This is a genomic window from Nocardia arseniciresistens (assembly GCF_046764875.1).
Classification (GTDB): domain Bacteria; phylum Actinomycetota; class Actinomycetes; order Mycobacteriales; family Mycobacteriaceae; genus Nocardia; species Nocardia arseniciresistens.
On record NZ_JBKORD010000014.1, the window covers coordinates 24,063 to 39,269 of the forward strand.

General features: G+C 66.6%; 16 protein-coding genes. 7 read left to right on the forward strand and 9 right to left on the reverse strand.

Annotated elements, in window-relative coordinates:
• Nucleotides 1–67: 67 nt before the first annotated feature.
• Nucleotides 68–1,360, reverse strand: coding sequence for a phthiocerol/phthiodiolone dimycocerosyl transferase family protein (locus tag ACLMAJ_RS24835; RefSeq protein WP_412016230.1), 1,293 nt, complete (start codon nt 1,358–1,360; stop codon nt 68–70).
• Nucleotides 1,361–1,430: 70 nt separating this feature from the next.
• Between ACLMAJ_RS24835 and ACLMAJ_RS24840 the strand changes: the two genes are divergently transcribed.
• Both ACLMAJ_RS24840 and ACLMAJ_RS24845 read left to right on the forward strand, forming a co-directional pair.
• A complete protein-coding gene (locus ACLMAJ_RS24840; protein ID WP_412016231.1) occupies nt 1,431–2,039 on the forward strand; it encodes a TenA family protein in 609 nt (202 codons plus the stop codon).
• A 116-nt stretch (nt 2,040–2,155) separates the two neighbouring features.
• Entirely contained in the window at nt 2,156–3,310 is a 1,155-nt protein-coding gene (locus ACLMAJ_RS24845; protein ID WP_412016232.1) for a TerD family protein, read from the forward strand.
• A 47-nt stretch (nt 3,311–3,357) separates the two neighbouring features.
• On the opposite strand, the gene ACLMAJ_RS24850 is transcribed toward ACLMAJ_RS24845, so the two are convergent.
• On the reverse strand, nt 3,358–4,134 hold the full coding sequence (locus tag ACLMAJ_RS24850; RefSeq protein WP_412016233.1) for a TetR family transcriptional regulator: 777 nt from the start codon (nt 4,132–4,134) through the stop codon (nt 3,358–3,360).
• 92 nt (nt 4,135–4,226) lie between these two features.
• On the opposite strand from ACLMAJ_RS24850, the gene ACLMAJ_RS24855 reads away from it, so the two are divergent.
• The gene (locus ACLMAJ_RS24855; RefSeq protein WP_412016234.1) at nt 4,227–5,429 is read left to right on the forward strand and encodes an FAD-dependent monooxygenase; all 1,203 of its coding nucleotides are present in this window, start codon (nt 4,227–4,229) and stop codon (nt 5,427–5,429) included.
• Between the two features lie 76 nt (nt 5,430–5,505).
• Here the strand turns inward: ACLMAJ_RS24855 and ACLMAJ_RS24860 are convergent, their stop codons facing one another.
• The gene (locus tag ACLMAJ_RS24860) at nt 5,506–6,897 is read right to left on the reverse strand and encodes a glycine--tRNA ligase (protein WP_412016235.1); all 1,392 of its coding nucleotides are present in this window, start codon (nt 6,895–6,897) and stop codon (nt 5,506–5,508) included.
• Nucleotides 6,898–7,096: 199 nt separating this feature from the next.
• On the opposite strand from ACLMAJ_RS24860, the gene ACLMAJ_RS24865 reads away from it, so the two are divergent.
• A complete protein-coding gene (locus tag ACLMAJ_RS24865) occupies nt 7,097–7,447 on the forward strand; it encodes an ArsR/SmtB family transcription factor (RefSeq protein WP_412016236.1) in 351 nt (116 codons plus the stop codon).
• A gap of 3 nt (nt 7,448–7,450) precedes the next feature.
• Nucleotides 7,451–7,885, forward strand: a complete 435-nt coding sequence (locus ACLMAJ_RS24870) for a Fur family transcriptional regulator (RefSeq protein WP_412016237.1) — start codon at nt 7,451–7,453, stop codon at nt 7,883–7,885.
• Nucleotides 7,886–8,075: 190 nt separating this feature from the next.
• Here the strand turns inward: ACLMAJ_RS24870 and ACLMAJ_RS24875 are convergent, their stop codons facing one another.
• Nucleotides 8,076–9,053, reverse strand: coding sequence for a hypothetical protein (locus ACLMAJ_RS24875; protein ID WP_412016239.1), 978 nt, complete (start codon nt 9,051–9,053; stop codon nt 8,076–8,078).
• 102 nt (nt 9,054–9,155) lie between these two features.
• Here ACLMAJ_RS24875 and ACLMAJ_RS24880 point away from each other — a divergent pair, with 102 nt between their 5' ends.
• Nucleotides 9,156–9,776, forward strand: coding sequence for a TetR/AcrR family transcriptional regulator (locus ACLMAJ_RS24880; protein ID WP_412016240.1), 621 nt, complete (start codon nt 9,156–9,158; stop codon nt 9,774–9,776).
• A gap of 75 nt (nt 9,777–9,851) precedes the next feature.
• On the opposite strand, the gene ACLMAJ_RS24885 is transcribed toward ACLMAJ_RS24880, so the two are convergent.
• The 5 genes from ACLMAJ_RS24885 to ACLMAJ_RS24905 form a co-directional block, all read right to left on the reverse strand.
• Nucleotides 9,852–10,208, reverse strand: coding sequence for a YbjN domain-containing protein (locus tag ACLMAJ_RS24885; protein ID WP_412016432.1), 357 nt, complete (start codon nt 10,206–10,208; stop codon nt 9,852–9,854).
• A gap of 85 nt (nt 10,209–10,293) precedes the next feature.
• Nucleotides 10,294–11,118 carry an isoprenyl transferase gene (locus ACLMAJ_RS24890; protein WP_412016241.1) on the reverse strand — a complete coding sequence of 275 codons (825 nt, stop codon included), beginning with the start codon at nt 11,116–11,118 and terminating at the stop codon, nt 10,294–10,296.
• A 69-nt stretch (nt 11,119–11,187) separates the two neighbouring features.
• On the reverse strand, nt 11,188–11,979 hold the full coding sequence (gene recO, locus ACLMAJ_RS24895) for a DNA repair protein RecO (RefSeq protein ID WP_412016242.1): 792 nt from the start codon (nt 11,977–11,979) through the stop codon (nt 11,188–11,190).
• 115 nt (nt 11,980–12,094) lie between these two features.
• On the reverse strand, nt 12,095–12,697 hold the full coding sequence (locus ACLMAJ_RS24900; protein WP_412016243.1) for a TetR/AcrR family transcriptional regulator: 603 nt from the start codon (nt 12,695–12,697) through the stop codon (nt 12,095–12,097).
• Nucleotides 12,684–13,550: an alpha/beta fold hydrolase gene (locus tag ACLMAJ_RS24905; RefSeq protein ID WP_412016244.1), complete on the reverse strand. Its 867-nt coding sequence runs from the start codon at nt 13,548–13,550 to the stop codon at nt 12,684–12,686. Before ACLMAJ_RS24905 ends, ACLMAJ_RS24900 begins: the two co-directional genes overlap by 14 nt.
• Before the next feature lie 181 nt (nt 13,551–13,731).
• On the opposite strand from ACLMAJ_RS24905, the gene ACLMAJ_RS24910 reads away from it, so the two are divergent.
• Nucleotides 13,732–15,192, forward strand: a complete 1,461-nt coding sequence (locus ACLMAJ_RS24910; RefSeq protein ID WP_412016245.1) for an amidase — start codon at nt 13,732–13,734, stop codon at nt 15,190–15,192.
• Nucleotides 15,193–15,207 lie beyond the last annotated feature (15 nt).

The following is a 15,207-nucleotide window of genomic DNA, read 5'->3' on the forward strand; positions in this document are numbered from 1 at the left end:
CGACCAGGCAGCCGCTTTGCCTTGTGCAGCGCCTTCTGTCACCGGGTGCACGCGGTGACCGCGTAACTCATCCGCCGACCGATTCCTCGGACAAGGCCGTCAGTTCCTTGCGAACGGCGGCGAGGAGGCGGTCGGCGTCGGGTCCGCCGCCGAGTAGGCCGACGGTGAGGCGGCCGGTGAACGTATAGACGAGGAAGGTCACCACGGCCCCGGACCCGGCCGTCGGTCTCGGATGTGCTGAGAGGTAGACGATTTCGTAGTCGACGAGTTCGATGTTCGGTGGGACGCGGAAGGTGGGGACAACGCCGGTGTTGGTCACGGCGACGTGCCCGGCGAGGGAGTGGACCCTGGTGGGGCCGAAGAAGTCCGGGAAGTGCAGTACCGACTGCTGGGTGACGCCTTCGGCCAGGTCGTGGTGTAGCCGTGATGAGATCTGCCGGGCGAGTGGGATGACTCCTGCCGAGATATCGACGTCGGCGGCGAAGGAGGCCAGGCCCGCCATATTGGTTCCCGCGGCGGCGGGGACCGGCGGGGTCAGGCGCGATCGCATATCTACCGGGTACAGGCAGCCGACCGGGACCGGTTCGCCGGTGAGCTCGTTGCTCGCGACGCCTTTCTCCGCCGCGTACGCGCGCAGCAATGCGGCGGTGACCAGCCCGTTGACCGTGACGCCCCGATGGCGGCCGAGTCCGATGATCCGCGTGGTCGGCGCTTGGTCGAGCACCGCGCGCCGTGGCCGCATGAGCGCACTCGGCGCCGGATCGGCGGGATCGGCGGGAAACGACCGCTCCTGCGCGGCGAGTGGGCGCGCGACGGCTTCGAAGCCGGACCGCTCGTTTCGAGAAACCCCGCGCGCCGCCGCATACCACTCCAGCGGACGCGGATAGTCATGCGGCACAACAGTTGTCGTTCCGGATTCGACGAAGTCGGTGTAGTGGTCCCACAATCGGGACAACAGCTCGACACAGTGGCCCGCGTCCGCGATGCTGTGATGGGCGAACAGCGTGATGCGCGAGCGACCCACCTCCGACAGCGTGAGGTCCACGTAGACGAGCCGACCGGCCGGATCGATCGGCCCGGCAGGCAACCGCACCGCATCGGGATCGCCGAGGCTCGCCCACACGCCGACCGGCGGTCGTCGGCCTCGGCTCAGCAGATAGCCGCGTCCGGCGGCGTCCTGCACGATCCGGCAGGTCATCACGGGATAGGACTGTTGCAGTGCGGTGAAAGCCGATCTGAGCGCATCGATATTCAGTTCGCCGACAACAGACACCGACCGACCGGTGTAAGTACCGTGACGTACGAATCGCTGTTCCGACGGTGCCAACATCCGCACCACGTCGTCGTCATCCCGCAACACATCGCAAGCGTGCGGCAACTGTGGCCGGGGTGCAAACCGGAGACCACACAGGCTGCGAGAGACTGCAAGCATGAGTCTCGCGGCACATCTGGAGGAACTCGGCCGACCACTGGTCGAGAAACAACTCGCGCACCCCACGGTCGTCGGAATCGGCGACGGCGACTTGGCCGAGCAGGTCTTCCGGTCCTGGCTCGAGCAGGACTATCTGTTCCTGCTCGACTATGTCCGGGTGTTCTCCCGGCTGGCTTGGCGGGCGCCCGCGGCACACCTCGGCGACCTGGTGGATCTGGCCCATGCCACCTACCACGATGAGTTGTCGCTGCATCGTTCACTGGCCGCCGAGTTCGGCGCCGACCTCGACGGTGCCACGAAAGGTGCTCCGTGCGTGGCCTATACGGAGTTCCTGCTGGAGTCGGCCGCCGACTATGGCGAGGGCCTCGCCGCGCTGTACCCGTGCATGTGGGGCTACTCGACCCTTGGTGCGATCCTCGCACGCAACCCACCGGCCGAGCCTCGCTATCGCCGCTGGATCGACACCTACGCCGATCCCGGCTTCGCGGCGGCGACTCGCCGCTGCGCGCAGATGATCGATGAGGCCGACGTCGATCCCGCCCGCGCGCAAGAGCTCTTCCTCGCCGGAATGCAGCACGAAATCGCCTTCTGGGATGTGCCGAACTGAACTGCCGAAGTTGCGCGCGGAGCTGCCGACCTCGAACGCGGCGATACCCGACTCCCCCGGCGGTTCAACCGATCGGTTCGTCCTTGAGCAGGTGCGCACCGCCGTAGAGTCGGCGGATGGCCGCACAACTGACCCAGGGGCAAACAGAAGTGCTCGGCGTCGATGACATCATCGTGTCGGTTCGCCACCAGGAGGCGATCGATCTGTCCGCGTTCCTGCTCACCTCGGAGGGCAGGGTCCGCGGCATAGATGACCTGATCTTCTACAACCAGCCCACCGGTCAGGGCGTGCGGCTACTGCCCGATCGACCGAACGCTGCGGCTATAGCTCTGCGCGAGATACCGTCGGAGATCGATCACGTCCGGCTCGTCGTCTCGCTCGACGATCAACTCGCCCAGCTCGGCGACTACCCCGCACCCGAAGTTTCCATCGCGGACGCCGAGGGAAACATCCTGTACGAGTATGTGATCGAGGAGTTGGGTGCCGAATCGACGGTAGTGGTACTCGATTTGGACCGATCCGACCTCGCATGGCAGATCCGCGCACAGGGCCAGGGTTACCGCAGCGGTTTCGCCGCGCTGGCCACCGGTCACGGTGTCGCCATCGACAATCCGCCGGTGACCGCACCCGAAACGCCGCCGAATGGTTTCGCGCATCCCGCGGCGTCGGAGCTTCCCGAACTGGCGCTCGGCGGCTCCTACACCCCCGAACTCGTTGCGGGCCAAGACGTCGCATTACGCAAGGAGGGCGGCGCCGAGCTCACGCTGGTGAACATGGCGCTCGGCTGGGACCCGATCAAGATCCGCGGACCGCACGGATCACGCGACGTCGACATCGATCTCGACGCCTCCGCACTGTTGTTCTCCGGCCGGCAACTGGTGGACGCCGCCTTCTACGGTCAGCTGTCCTCACAGGACGGGTCGGTGCGCCACCAAGGCGACCACCTCACCGGCGAAGGCAAGGGCGACAACGAAGTCATCGTCGTGCACCTCACCGACCTGCCACAGCGGGTGACCGCGGTGGTTTTCGTGGTCACCTCCTACGCCGGTCACACCTTCCAGCGGGTACGAAACGCGTTCTGGCGCTTGGTCGACGGCACCAGCAAGGCCGAACTCGTCCGCGGCAACCTGCGTGCGGGCGGCGCGCACACCGGCATGGTGGTCGCGAAGGTTTACCGCGCCGGTGCCGCGTGGAAGCTACAGGCGATCGGCGAGCCCATCCAGGCAGGCCACCTGGTCGAGGCGGCCCCGCAGGTGACCCGCTTCCTCTGAGCGAGCAGATCATGCGACGGGTCCGCGTCTCACAAACAGTCTCATAATTATTCCGCCGCGGCGCTCGGCGCACCGCGTGCCGACAGGTGTCGGTAGAGGGTGGCGCGCGAGACGCCGAGCTCAACGGCAATGTCGTCGACGGTGTACGCACCGGAAGCACGCATTTTCCGCGCGGCGTTCACCATCTCCCCGCTCATGGTGCCCGGCCTACCGCGAACGGCAGGCCGGTCCTGCGCGAGCCGTCGAGTCGTCGCGGCCGGCGGCGGATCAGCCGACATTACTTGGGGCACAGGCGAACCGAGCAGCCGACGCGCACCCTCGAGAATCGCGGCACGTAACTCCACAGCTGGCTGATCGGCGAAGATGACCACCGGATCGCTGAGGGCGGCGTAGACCTGCGCGGCATTCACCCGCGCGGCCAGGTCGGGGTCGGCACCCGCGATAAGCTCTTGGGCCCGCATGGCCGCATCCCGTAACCGGCCGAAGGTCGCGGTGTGCGCCGACAGCGCCTGGTCTCGCATGTGCATCTGGAGCAGTCGACCGTGCGACAGCCACAGATCAAGCAGTCCGGTCACGACTGCCCATCGCGCACTCTCCGGATCAGGCCTGCGTTCTGCTGCCGCGAGCACGGCGTCCATCTCGGCGAGCAATGGCTCAGCCAGTGCGGGGATGATGTCGCTCTTACTCGGAAAGTGATAGAGCACAGCAGTTTTGGTCAGACCGAGATGCTCCGCGATCTCCCGCACCGTGACGGCGTGATAGCCGCGTGCGGCGAACATGTCGAGCGCGGCGCGCAGGATCCGAGCGCGGGTGTCATCGGTCATTCGCGCAATTCTAGCCCCTTGACTGACCTGCGGTCAGGAGCCTATGGTCGCTACTGACCAGTGGTCAGTATTTATGAGACGTAGGAGTGGGCATGCAGAACGAGCGGATTCTCATCTCGGGCGCCAGCATCGCCGGGCAGACGCTGGCGTACTGGCTTACGCGGCACGGGTTCCGGCCGACCGTGGTCGAACGTGCGCCGCGGCCGCGCGCAGGCGGACAGGGCATCGATGTCCGTGACCAGGCCATCCAAGTCGCCGAACGGATGGGCGTAATGCCGAGGATCCGCGCGGCCGCCGCCGACGTGGCAGCGATGCGGTTCGTCGACGCGCAGGATCGCGGTCTCGCTCGCATCGACATGGCCGGCATCCAGGACAAGCACGGCAGCGGCGAGGTGGAGATCATGCGCGGCGACCTCGTCCGGATTCTGCACGAGAGCAACGGCGACGATGTCGAGTATCTTTTCGGCGATTCGATTCAGTCCATGGACCAGGACGACAACGGCGTCACCGTCACCTTCGAGCACCGAGAGGTCCGCCGGTTCGACCTGGTCATCGGCGCGGACGGCATACATTCGAACGTACGCCGCCGCGCCTTCGGCCCGGAGTCGCTATTCCTGCACCACATGGATCACTACTTCGCTTTCGGCAACGCCGATGCGTCCCTCGGCCAGGATCGGTCGATCACAATGTTCAATACTCCAGGCACGATGGCCGGCATCTATCGCTCAGGCAATCACGCCCAAGCCAAGGCGTACTTCGTGTTCCGCAGCCCGCAGCTCGACTACGACCATCGCGATCCGGCCGCCGAGCGCGGCCTGCTCACCGACGCGTTCGGGAGCCGAACCGATTGGCGGATACCGGAACTGCTCGCGGGCGCACTGACGGACCCGGACCTATACATCGACGCTCTCAGCCAGGTGCGCATGGACTCCTGGGGGAACGGTCGACTCGCGCTGGTCGGCGACGCCGCCTACTGCGCCTCACCGGCCTCGGGCGCGGGGGCCGAGCTGTCGCTGATCGGCGCGTACCGGCTGGCGGGTGAGCTGGCAGCCGCGGGCGGCGATCATCGCATCGGTTTCCGTCGCTACGAGGAAACCCACCGTGAGTTGGTAGATCGTAAGCAGAAGATCGGCCCGAATCTGCGCCTGATGGTGCCGAGGACACGAATCGGCATGGCCGTTCGCAACACCATCGCCCGGTTGCCGCTACTGGAGTCGCTGGCGGGCCTGGAGCGGATCACGGCTCCGAAAACCACTGCCCTGCTGCCCGAATACAAATTCTCTCCGGCGCGATGAATGTGGCCCGGCCACCCTCGGCCGACCTGAGCGAGGCCGCCAGCTGGCTGACGGCCTCGAGGTTGTCGCCTCGGGCTCAGGACCCGATCAGGTGCTGCGCGAGGTAGCCCTCGACCTTGTCGAGGGCGATCCGCTCCTGCGCCATCGAGTCACGCTCGCGGATGGTGACGGCCTGGTCGTCGAGGGTGTCGAAGTCGACGGTGATGCAGAACGGGGTGCCGATCTCGTCCTGGCGACGGTAGCGGCGGCCGATGGCGCCCGCGTCGTCGAACTCGACGTTCCAGTTCTTACGCAGCTGGGCGGCAAGGTCTTTCGCCTTCGGCGTCAGATCCGCGTTGCGCGACAAGGGCAGCACGGCCGCCTTCACCGGCGCGAGCCTGCGGTCCAGGCGCAGCACCGTGCGAACGTCGACACCGCCCTTGGCGTTCGGCGCCTCGTCCTCGGCGTAGGCGTCGACAAGGAACGCCATCAGCGAGCGGGTCAGACCGGCCGCGGGTTCGATGACGTACGGGGTGTAGCGCTCGTTGGTGTTCTGATCGAAGAAGCTCAGGTCGGTGCCGGAGTGCTCCGAGTGCGTCTTCAGATCGAAGTCGGTGCGGTTGGCGACACCCTCCAGCTCCCCCCACTCGCTGCCCTGGAAACGGAAGCGGTACTCGATATCGACCGTGCGCGTCGAGTAGTGCGAGAGCTTGTCCTTCGGATGCTCGTAGAGTCGCAGGTTCTCCGGGTCGATGCCGAGCTCGGTGTACCAGGCCAGCCTGGTGTCGATCCAGTACTGATGCCACTGCTCGTCTTCGCCGGGCTTGACGAAGAATTCCATCTCCATCTGCTCGAACTCGCGGGTGCGGAAGATGAAGTTGCCCGGGGTGATCTCGTTGCGAAAGCTCTTGCCGATCTGCGCGATGCCGAACGGCGGCTTCTTGCGCGCGGTCGTTTCCACGTTCTTGTAGTTGACGAAGATGCCCTGCGCGGTCTCCGGGCGCAGGTAGTGCATGCCGTCCTCGGACTCGATCGGGCCGAGGTAGGTCTTCAGCATCATGTTGAAGTCGCGCGGTTCGGTCCACTTGCCGACGTTGCCACAGTTCGGGCAGGCGATGACTTCCATCGAGACGCTGTCCGGATCATCGATCTTGTGCTTCTCGGCGTACGCCTCCTGCAGGTGGTCCTGCCGGTGCCGGTGATGGCAGCTGAGGCATTCGACCAGCGGATCGTTGAACACGCCGACGTGGCCGGAGGCCACCCAGACCTGGCGCGGCAGAATCACCGACGAGTCGAGGCCGACGATGTCCTCGCGACCGGTGACCATCGAACGCCACCACTGTCGTTTGATGTTCTCTTTGAGCTCGACGCCGAGTGGACCGTAATCCCACGCCGATTTGGTGCCTCCGTAGATCTCACCACTCGGGTACACCAGACCCCGGCGCTTGGCGAGGTTGGCAACGGTGTCCACCTTCGACTTGGGTGCCACGCGAGAAATCTCCATCCACTGCGAGTCGGATTTGTAGTGACGGCGCAATCGCGTAGTCACTACGCTGCAAGTGTCACCACACTATCGGCAGCGGCCAATGGGATTTCCACCGCACAGGCGACACGGTGCGGCGAGCCTGTTTGACATGCGCAACTATGCATATCAAAATGGGATCGCTTTCCAATAAGGAGTTGGTTCGATGACCGCCGAGATCGCCACCGCACATCCACACAACCCGTATCGGTCGCCCGCGCCCGCCGCGGTACCAGCACGGACCGTCCTAGAGGACGCGGGCGAATTGCTACGCGCCCTGGCGGCCCCCGTCCGCATCGCCATTGTGCTCCAGCTACGCGAGTCGCCGCGCTGTGTGCATGAGCTGGTCGATGCGCTCGGTGTGACTCAGCCGCTTGTCAGTCAGCATCTGCGCATTCTCAAGTCCGCGGGCGTCGTGCATGGGGAGCGTTCGGGCCGCGAGGTGTTGTACGAACTGGTCGACGACCACCTCGCGCACATCGTCGTCGATGCCGTCGCGCACGCCGAGGAAGGGTAATTCGTGTCAGACAAGACGGTCTTCCCACAGAAGCCGGTCGGTATCCGCAGCACTCGCCAGCGCAGTGCGATCGCAGCATTGCTCAGCGATATCGAGGAGTTCCGCTCCGCGCAGGAACTGCACGACGAGCTGCGCCGCCGCGGTGAGGGCATCGGGCTGACCACGGTCTACCGCACCTTGCAGTCACTCGCCGACGCCGGTCTCGTCGACATGCTGCGCACCGACACCGGCGAATCGGTCTATCGCCAGTGTTCCACCGGGCACCATCACCATCTGGTTTGCAGGCACTGTGGACGCACCGTCGAGGTGGAGGGTCCTACCGTCGAGGCGTGGGCCGACGCCATCGCGGGCGAACACGGTTTCACCGAGGTCAGCCACACGATGGAAGTCTTCGGCACCTGCCGCTCCTGCGCGAAAGCCGACCGCACCACCATCTGAAGACGACCATCGAGGTCACCGGTGGCACGCTTACTTCTCGGTGAAGACGCCCGACGGCCGGAAACTTCCCGCCGATTTCCGCGGCCCGATCAACCGAAGGCCACCATCATCCGATCTAACGGAATATTGGTGGCCTTCGCGCTGTCGCCATTCGGACCGAGCGATGGGTCCTTCGGGATCTCTGATCGGGTCAGGCCGCGACCGGCTCCGGTGCGGTGACGGACGGCTGCGGGGTGTCGGTGTTGCGGCCGCGCACCGCACCCACGCCGAGCAGGGCCAGTGCGACGGCGGCCCAGATCAGCAGGACGACAAGGGGTTTCGTGGCGCCCGCGCCGTCGAAGTAGGCGACCGAGCGCAGCAGCGAGGCGGCGGCACCCGGCGGAAGCAGCTGGCCGATGGCACCCCATGGCCGCGGCAACAGTTCGGGGGCCGAGGTGGCGGCGGAGAACGGGTTGCCGATGAGCAGCATGGTCAGCGCTGCGATGCCGATGCCCGCTCTGCCGATAGCGCTGGCCAGACCGACGACCGTGCCGGAGACCGAGAAGGACACCAGTCCCGCGACAGCCGCCAGTCCGAGGTAGGGACCGGGCACTACCGACATCCACCCCTGGATGATGGCCATGCTGAGCAGGCCACCCCCGAAGCTGAAGGTCGCCAGGCCGACCAACCGGCCGCCGGCCGCCGGAATCACCAGCGTGAGCAGTACGCCCGCAGCGATGCCCGACATGACGAGGGGCAACACCATCGCTCCGAACGCGGTGCCGCGCGGATCGTCGGCGTCGGCGGCGACCACGTCCTCGACCTGCGCGGCAGGCGCGCCGGAGAGCTGCTGCGCGATCGCGCTGAGCTGCTGGGCGACCGCAGGGCTCGCGCCGGAGGCGATGAGGACACGCGGCGCGCCGCCGCCGGTGACGATCGCGCCGTAGACCTCGCGGTCCTCGATGGCCGCGCGGGCGGCGGCCTCGTCGGCCGGGTTCGAGATATCGAAGGCGTCGGGGCTGTGCAGGCCGAGCTGGTCGGCGACCATGGCGGCCTGTGGTCCGGTGACGGCGAGCGGCACATCACGCGGCGCGATATTGGCTGCTGGCCAAGCGAATGCGATCAGCATCAGCGCTTGGAGCAGGACGGCGCCGAGGCCGACAGCGAGCGCCCGCTGAGTGGTGTTCATGACAGCCTCCCGTAAATCGGATATTCGTTCTCTTTCGATATCAACACGGTCGCACGGGCCGAGAATGTTGTCAAGAACGGACATTCGTTTTACTTTGGTGGCATGCCCCGAGTCAGCGAAGAACACCTGGAACGCCGCAGGCAGCAGATCCTCGACGCCGCGCAACTGTGTTTTGCCCGCAAGGGCTTCCATGAGACATCCATGCAGGACGTCTTCACCGAATCCGGGTTGTCCGCCGGGGCGGTCTACCGGTACTTCAAGAGCAAGAACGACCTGATCGCGGCGTTAGCGGCCCAGACGACGGTCGGCCTGCGCGCAAATATGGCGGAGTTGATCCACGGCGACCCGCTGCCGACCCCCGCCGAGTTGGTCGCCGCCCTGACCCAGCTGATAGTCGCGCAGAGCGGACCGGAGGGCCCGGTCCGGCTGGCTCCGCAAGCCTGGGCACTGGCCCTTGTCCATCCAGAGGCATCCGAGTACGTCAAGGAAGCTGTCCTTGCGATGCGTGGCCTGTGGCACGAGTACGCCGAGCTGATGCGCGCGGCGGGCTGGCTGCCCGCAGCGGCCGACACCTACGCGGTGGCGACCGCGTTGATCTGCTTCATGCCTGGATTCATACTGCAGCACTTGATCATCGGCGACCCCGCGCCCGAAACGCTGGCCCGCGGCATCAAGACCCTGCTCCCCTACGGCGAGCCTGCCGCGCAGACTGTGGCACTCTGACCACGCCAACACTCCACGCCCCGGTTCAGAGTCACGACCCCCGGCACGACAGATGTCATGGTCGCTCAGTGGCGATCAGGGCAGCAGGCCCTGCCTGGCCCGGCCCGCGCCGGACAACACCAGCACCAGCATGGTCGCCAACGCCTGATCGTCGAGGCCCGCGGCGGGAAAGGTGTAGCGCAGAATCACATCGGCGAGCTGGCCGTGTGCGATCAGGGTGATCGAACCGAATTGCAGCGCGCTGTTGCGCTCCGCGACCTTCTTGTGCAGCTGTGGTTTCAGCGGACGATCCCAGGCCAGCACGCAGGTCAGCGTCAACACGTCGAGCCCGGGCGCCAGGCTGACCGCGCGCAGCGAGCACAGCGCGCCCTCGTATTCGAAACCGAGCGAGCCTTCCGGATCGACGCGCACGTCGATGTCGTAGAGCGACATACAGGCACCGGCCTTCGCCTGCAGCTCCTGCTCCCGGGTCACCGCTGCGTCCATATCCGTGCCGCCGTTCACTCGGTGCCGCCGTTCATTTGGTCCCACCGAAGCGGCGGTCACGCGAAGCGTACTGGAGGCAGGCCTCCCACAAGTTACGCCGGTCGAAATCGGGAAAGAGTGTGTCCTGATAGACGAATTCGGCGTACGCGGACTGCCAGAGCAGGAAGTTCGAGCTGCGGAACTCCCCCGATGGGCGCAGGAACAGATCGACATCCGGCATATCCGGTTCGTCGAGGTACTTGGCGATGGTGGCCTCGGTGACCTTCTCGGGGTCGATCTCGCCCGCCGCGACACGTCGGGCGATTTCCCTTGCCGCGTCCGCGATTTCGGCGCGTCCGCCGTAGTTGACGCACATGGTGAGGGTCATCACCGTGTTGTCCTTGGTCAATTCCTGCGCTGTCTCCAGCTCGTTGATCACGCTGCGCCACAGTCGTGGCCGCCGCCCCGCCCACCGCACGCGCACGCCCATCTCGTGCATCTCGTCGCGCCTGCGCCGGATGACGTCACGGTTGAAGCCCATGAGGAACCGCACCTCATCCGGGCTGCGCCGCCAGTTCTCGGTGGAGAAGGCGTAGGCCGACAGCCACTTCACGCCGATCTCGATGCAGCCCTCGACGGTGTCCATCAGCACCGCCTCGCCACGCTCGTGCCCCGCGGTCCGCGGCAGCCCACGCTCCTGCGCCCAACGCCCGTTGCCGTCCATCACCAATGCGACGTGGTTGGGCACCAGCTCCGGCGGCAATTCCGGCGGACGCGCTCCCGAGGGGTGCTGCGACGGCGGACGGACGATGCGCGCGGCACCCGCGCCATTCGTCCTGGTCCCGGAAGAGTCTCGACGGAGGATCACGGCCTCCATCCTGCCTGATGCCACTCGCCCCTCGGAATACCCTCCACCATCACCGGCCGAGCGGCACCAGCGGGATGGTCAGCCCGCGTGGCCTGCGGCCGCGGGCTCCGGTGCTGTCGCGCTGACCGCCGGGCGTGGCTGTGAGCGTTCGATCAGGGGCAAGGTGCGCAGTTGGCGCTCGAGGTGCCATTGCAGATGGGCCGCGACCAGGCCGCTGGCTTGCCTGCGTACCCCGTCGGAGGTGTTTTCGATATGGTCCCACTCGCCTCGGCGCAGTGCGATGAGCAGGTCGAGGACTCCCGGTGCCGGTGTGGCGGCGCCCGGTGGGCGGCAGTGCACGCACACCGCGCCGCCCGCGGCGACATGGAACGCTCGATGCGGGCCGGGGGTGGCACAGCGGGCACATTCGTCCAGGGCGGGTTCCCATCCCGAAAAACCCATGGCGCGCAAGAGGAATGCGTCCAGAATCAATTCGTGCGGGCGTTGCTTGGCCGCGATCGCGCGCAATGCTCCCGCCGTCAGCGCATGCAATCGGGGCGCGGGCGCGCGCTCCTCACCTGCCAGCCGCTCGGCGGTCTCCAGCACCGCGCATGCCGTCGTATACCGCCCGTAGTCGTCGACGATGTCGGAGGCGAAGGCCTCCATCGTGTGTACCTGGGTGACGGTGTCGAGATTGCGCCCGGGATGCAGCTGCACGTCCACATAGGCAAAGGGCTCCAGCCGAGCACCGAACCGCGATTTGGTACGTCGCACTCCCTTGGCCACCGCGCGCACCAACCCGTGCTGCCGCGTCAGCAACGTGATAATGCGATCCGCCTCGCCCAGCTTGTGCTGGCGAACCACGACCGCCTCATCCCGATACAACTGCACGTCGTCATCCTCCCACGCCCACCCGACACCAACTCCCCGACGCACCCACCGTTTCCTCGCCGAGCGGGACCGACGCAACGCCCCCGCACTCGAGTTCACGGGGTTATCGCGGCCGCTAGCGAGCCTGGACCAGGCCCGCGACGAGCAGCATGAGGGATTGCTGGGCTTGGGCTCGGGCGGTGTCTTTATCGGTGGCGTGCGCGACGATGAGGCCGGCTTCGGTGACCGCACTGAGGATGAGTTGGGCAAGCACGGGGATCGAGACGTCGGGAATCAGGTCTTCGGCGCGGGCGCGTTCCAGTTCGGAGATGATCAGGCCCAGGCCGTGGCGGGCCTCGAATTCGCGCCAGGCCTGCCAGCCGAGCACGGTGGGGGCGTCGAACAGGGCGATCCGGATCATGTCGGGGCGCTGGCAGATCTCCAGGAAAACGCCGAGGCCGATGGCCATGGAGGTCAGTACGTCGTCGGGACTTACCACGCCGATGGCGTTTTCGATTTCCGTGGTGTTCTCGACCTCCAACCGCTCGAGCACCGCGAGAAAAAGACCGCGTTTGTCGCCGTAGTGGTGATGGAGTGCGCCACGGGTGACGCCCGCCTCGGTGACCAGTTCTTCCGCCGAGGTAGCAGCGAAGCCGCGCTCGGCGAACAGGCGGCGGCCCGCCTGCTCGAGCGCGGCTTTCGTGGTGCGGGAGCGGTCCTCCTGGCTACGGCGTGGCATGCAGCCGAGTGAACTCCAGAATCGTTTCGGTGAGCAACTCGGGCTGGTCTTCCGGCAGGAAGGTGTAGGAATCGTCGATGAATTTCAGCGTGGCATTCGGCAGGTCACCGGCCAGGCGCTCGGCAAAGGAGACCGGAAAGAATTTGTCCTCGCGAGCCCAGGCGACCAGAACCGGGATCCGGACCGACGGGAAGCGCGTCGCGGCCTCCAGCGTGTAGCGGCGGTGCACCGATTTGATGAAGCGCCGCAGATCCTTACGGATGGCGGCGGAGTTGCGGCTCGGCAGCAGATAGGAGTCGACGATCTCCGGCGGCACCGGATATTTGGACGCCCATCCGAAGGCGATCGGCAGTCGGTGCAAGGCGCGGATGCGCATCAATTCCGTCAGTGGACGCAACGAGCCCGGGATGCGCGCGAGCAGCGGCAGCGCGGCCAACGGCTGCGGGAAGAAGCTCTCGTAGGAGTCGACCGACGCCAGCACCACGCGTCCGATGCGGGCCGGATTGCGGGTCAGCAATATCTGGGTGATCGCGCCGCCGGTGTCGTTGGCGACGAGAGTTACGTCGTTCAGGTCGAGTCGTTCCAGGAATGCGGCGATGAGATCGGCGACGCCGGTCGGGGTGAGGTCCGCGTCGGGGACCGGGATCGAGTGCGACCCCAACGGCAGATCCGGCGTCAGGCAGCGATGGCCCGCGGCCGCGACGGCCGGAACGACCTTGCGCCAGAGATCGGCATTGACCAGGAGCCCGTGCACGAAAACGACCGGCGCTCCCTCCCCGGTGTCGTGGTACCGGATTCGGCCGCCGGGCAGATCCACCTCATGCGTGCGGCCGAGTGAAGTACTGGTTCCCATGGTTCCTCCAAGGTGCTCGCGGTACCCGCTCACTCTTACATACATACCGTATGTATGTCTATAGAATCAGTGTGAACTTTCGACCCCGCGCGTACGTAGCTCCCATAAATGACGGCAATATGGACGACTGACCAGATGCGCGCTACCGTGCACATCTAGAGAAAGAGGAGACGGAGCTCACATGGCAGTATCGGACCCCGCCCAGCTGCCACCCGAGACGGCGAGCACCCGGGCCGCCGAATCCTCGACCGCCGACCTCGGCCTGGCCGATCTCGCCGCCGCGATCGCACGGGGCACCGTTGGCTCCGTCGCGGCGGTCGGCGCGGCCCTCGATCGCATCGAAGCAAGCCAGAAGACGCTCAACGCCTTTCGGATCGTGCGTCGCGAAGAGGCGCTCGCCGAAGCGGCCGAAGCGGATCGACGGCTGGCCGCGGGCGAACGACTACCGCTACTCGGCGTGCCGATCGCGGTGAAGGACGACACCGATATCGCGGGCGCGCCGACGGCATTCGGCTGCGGTGGTGACCTCGCGCCGAAAACCGAAGACGCCGAATCGGTTCGGCGACTGCGCGCGGCCGGTGCGGTAATCGTCGGCAAGAGCAATACCTGCGAACTCGGGCAGCTACCGTTCACCAGCGGCCCGGCCTTCGGGCACACCCGCAACCCGTGGAACCGCGCACACACACCCGGCGGCTCCTCCGGTGGTTCGGCCGCCGCGGTCGCCGCCGGATTGGTACCCGCCGCACTGGGTTCCGATGGCGCGGGCTCGGTTCGAATCCCTGCCTCGTGGACGAACCTTGTCGGCATCAAGCCACAGCGCGGCCGGATCTCCACCTGGCCGGAGGCCGAAGCGTTCTACGGGCTCACCGTGAACGGCCCGCTGGCCCGCACCGTCGCCGATGCCGCGCTGCTGCTCGACCTCGCCGCGGGACCGCATTCCGGCGACAAACACACCCCGGACCCGCTGCGGATCTCCGACGCGGTCGGCCGCGATCCCGGACGGTTGCGGATCGCACTGTCACTGCGAATTCCCTTCACCGCCACCAGAACCGCGCTGCACCCGGAGGTCGAGGTGGCCGTGCGGGGCATCGCCACCGCACTGCGCGGACTCGGTCACTCGGTCACCGTCGCCGACCTGAATTACGGCATCATGATCGGCGCGACCTTCCTGCCACGGTCGATGGCGGGGATCCGTGCGCGACACGACAAGATGCCCGGCGCCGTCGTCGACCCACGCACCAGGGCCAACGTCCGCTTCGGTCAACTACTCAGCGGCCCTGCCCTCTTCGCGGCCCGGCAGGCAGAACCATTGCTACACAAGCGAATCGGCGGCTTCTTCGACGACTTCGACCTGGTGCTCGCACCGACCACCGCGACGCCACCGCCCCGCGTCGAAGAAATCGACGACATCGGCGTCAACGCCACCAACAACCTCATCACCGCAGCTTGCCCCTACACCTGGCCGTGGAACGTCCTCGGCTGGCCGAGTGTGAACGTCCCCGCGGGCTTCACCGACGCGGGCCTGCCCGTCGGCGCACAGCTGATGGGCACCGCGAACTCGGAGCCGATGCTCGTTTCGGTTGCCGCCCAACTGGAATCGGTACTGCGCTGGGACCGGCACCGTCCCGAGCCCTGGTGGTGAAGCCCTCCCGGACCC